4 protein-coding genes are annotated in these 3154 nt (G+C 32.4%); all 4 read right to left on the reverse strand.

All coding sequences use genetic code 11. The features are described from left to right. Positions 1-727, reverse strand: a 727-nt coding sequence (locus ABJI11_RS17720; RefSeq protein ID WP_348355322.1) for a M48 family metalloprotease, incomplete at its 3' end; no start/stop codon positions are given. Positions 728-733: 6 nt separating this feature from the next. Then, positions 734-1903: a DUF6882 domain-containing protein gene (locus tag ABJI11_RS17725; protein ID WP_348355325.1), complete on the reverse strand. Its 1170-nt coding sequence runs from the start codon at positions 1901-1903 to the stop codon at positions 734-736. A gap of 42 nt (positions 1904-1945) precedes the next feature. Next, positions 1946-2599, reverse strand: coding sequence for a hypothetical protein (locus ABJI11_RS17730; protein WP_348355328.1), 654 nt, complete (start codon positions 2597-2599; stop codon positions 1946-1948). 51 nt (positions 2600-2650) lie between these two features. Continuing rightward, positions 2651-3154, reverse strand: a 504-nt coding sequence (locus tag ABJI11_RS17735) for a hypothetical protein (protein ID WP_348355331.1), incomplete at its 5' end; no start/stop codon positions are given.

The raw sequence follows: 3154 nt of genomic DNA on the forward strand, positions 1-3154 counted from the left end.
ATTTCATGGCATGTATTGGTGCTAGATCATTTTCACCTGTATCTAAAATTTGCCTTACCGGATAATCAAAATGTTCAAAAAGAACGTGACCAATTTCGTGCCCAACAACAAAAATTAATTCATCTTTTGAGAAACGCTCTAGCATACCTGAGGATAAAATAATGTATAATTTATTCTCATCTGGCGGATAACATGATGCATTGAACATATCACTCTGATACACAAAAAACTCTATATCGGCTTTCAACTTCAATGTATTCTTGCAATGCTCCCCTATTTCATGAAGCATAGGCGCCAAGGTTTTTGTTAGTCTTAAACTAGACTTTAACAAATGTTTTCTAGACTTGAACTTACCGCTATTCTGATTTACTTTTTCTAAGGTTTTTTGAATTAGTTCATCTTTTTGAAAAGCGATTACATAATCTCTATCACCATCATAAACCAATAGATTTAAATCTATATCTGCTCTTTTATTGGTGTAAATCTCTGGCTCTCCTTCTACAACCGCCTTATGGTTCAATGCATTTATCTCTTCTATTTTGGCTGTATATTCTGTAGCTAATTCTGTTGTTACATTTTGAAAAACTACACTTGCTTCTTGTATTTTTTCTAAATTACCAGAAGCCTGTGCATCGTTAAGTTCAGTTAACATTTTCTCTTGCGCAGCGTTAATAGCAGCTTGATGTTCCTTTTCTAAATCTGTTAATGTTTGTGATGTATATGACATAATATTCTAGGCTTGAGTTACTAAGTTTGTATTAGAAATTTTCATTAATTTTCCTTTTAAATCAAATATTCCTAAAATTTGATCATCTCCTTTTTTCGCTATAAGATTATTACCTGGTAACTCTACATCATAACCTTTAGCTGTTAGATAAAAGTATAGGCTGAACTTATGAGGAAAATTATACTCTGATGTTACTTTTGAAATATGCGCACAAATTGATTCAGCTGTATTTTTAGCTTTACTATCTGCTTCTTCAGATGTTATTGTTACATAAACTGTGACACCTTTAAAAGCTAAGGGTACATAACAACTTTCACCTATAGATGCAGTTGCAATGGTTGCAAAAAAGGCACCTGGGTCACTTTTTACTTCCAACTTAGGCGTAGTAAAATCACTTATATTTAATGCTTCACCAAATGCTTTTACTGCTAATGAGGTCTGTAAATATGTTTCAGATATTCCGCTTTGTGTATTTGCCCATGCCCACATCCAACTTTTTTCATTCTCTGAATACGTACCAAATACTTGAATATCAAACACCTTATCTTCTCCGAAAGTTAATTTACCTTCAGCCATATCACAACTCCAGTCCAATCCTTGAACCATTTCATTGAAAATTTCTTGTTTCTCTATGGATGTCACAAAAGATCGGTTGTACATTTCATTAATGTCGATTGTTTTCTTTTGTGCATTTTCAGTGGATTCATTCTCTGTACTCTCAGCAGATGCTGAAGTAGTATTGGAATTTCCAGCTTCAGCAAAAGACTCTAGCTTATCCTCCAATAAAGAAACAATTCTAGCAGTACGATCTTCAACCTTGTCTGCGTTTATTACCGGACTATGATCAATTTTTAGAACACCATCTTCAAAAGTAATAGCACGTTCTTCATTATGGTGATCATTTTCATTAATAATGATTACCTTTTTTAATCCTGCTTTTAAAAGATCAATACCCATATCATCTACACATATGGCTTTAAAAGCTTCAATTAATGGCAGAAAATATATTTTTGGAAATGTATCGTTGTATATGTGAGAAAAACGATCTTCTTGTAAGGTATCCCATTTAATCTCCATATCTACATTATGACCTGCAGCTGCATTAATATCAGCCTGTAATGCAGGGTATAAATCGTTTTCAAATGCTTTAATTATTCTTTTTTCTTTAAGTCCCATATTGTTTTAATTTTAATTATTGATAAATGATTTTTTGTTTGTTTATAATATTTGAAGAAGCTTATCCTCTATAACTTCTGATAGTTTATTAGGCAATGCTTTATCTATGGCTATAGAAATTGTCAATACTTTATCTGTGATTTCTAGCTGTAATGTTTCTGCTTGTTTTAAGGCAACACTTTCAACGTTTGACCAGGCTTCTTTACCCAAGGCATCTGCAGTGATTTGGGAAATAACAGTAGTAAGTGCCCTAAAAACATCTTGAACATTTAATCTGTTGTTCAAATCATCTACAGAAATACTTTCTATATTAAATTCTTGTATTTGACCACCCAATTCGTTCAGAGAGTTCAACAACCAACGTTTAAGTTGTAAAACAGTCAGTTTTTCATCTGTTGTGGTATACGGTCTACTTATTGCACCTTTAGATAGCTCTACTACCATTTTCTTAGGTTGCTTAATAGTTATCATCGAAATGCGATAAATATTAAAATAGGATACCCTATTTTCTGGTAATAGTATACATACAGAATTAAGGTGACCGTCTACTCTAGAAATATCTAATACAATACCTTCTAAGTAGGCTCCGTTATCCAATGAAATTCCCACAAGTATATCCTCCTCTTTCTTAAAAACAGACAATAGAATTTCTTCTGGCGTTTGGGCTACAAACGCCTGGTAATATGATTTTTCCATAATATTATGTGATTATGATTCTAATACCAGATACTGATAATCTACTGGTAACTAACTAATTAAATAGCTATTAATACTCTCTTTAGAAGTCGTTATATAATCTTTATCCGATTTTACAGAACCATTATTATTCCTGATTATGACGTTGTGCCTGTATCTAAATGAATCAGTGGTTTCAGATTTTAGTGTAAGCTTATAACAATCTTTTCTTTTGCCTTTGACCTGAAATTGTACATGCCCGTCTAAGTCTCTAACGTCTGGGTAATTTGTAACAACTTCATATCTATTTTCTGAAAAATGTTGAAAGCCCGTCATCGTTGATTCAGCTTCTGAGCTTACATCTAAAGTGTGGTTAAAAACATCTGTACAAAGACTTAAAGCATCATCTTTAAGCATCTGAAGTAGTTCTCTCTCTAACACGATTGTCTCTTGTTTATATCGAGTCAAAGATTCTATACTTCTGTCATTACTTGCGTGAAAAGAAAAGTGTAAATCTTTGTTCTTTGCATTCCATTCAAAACTTATAACTATCTTTTTGTTTTCTTTAAGCTCTAA

The sequence above is a fragment of the Maribacter sp. genome, assembly GCF_039968975.1.
Taxonomy (GTDB): domain Bacteria; phylum Bacteroidota; class Bacteroidia; order Flavobacteriales; family Flavobacteriaceae; genus Maribacter.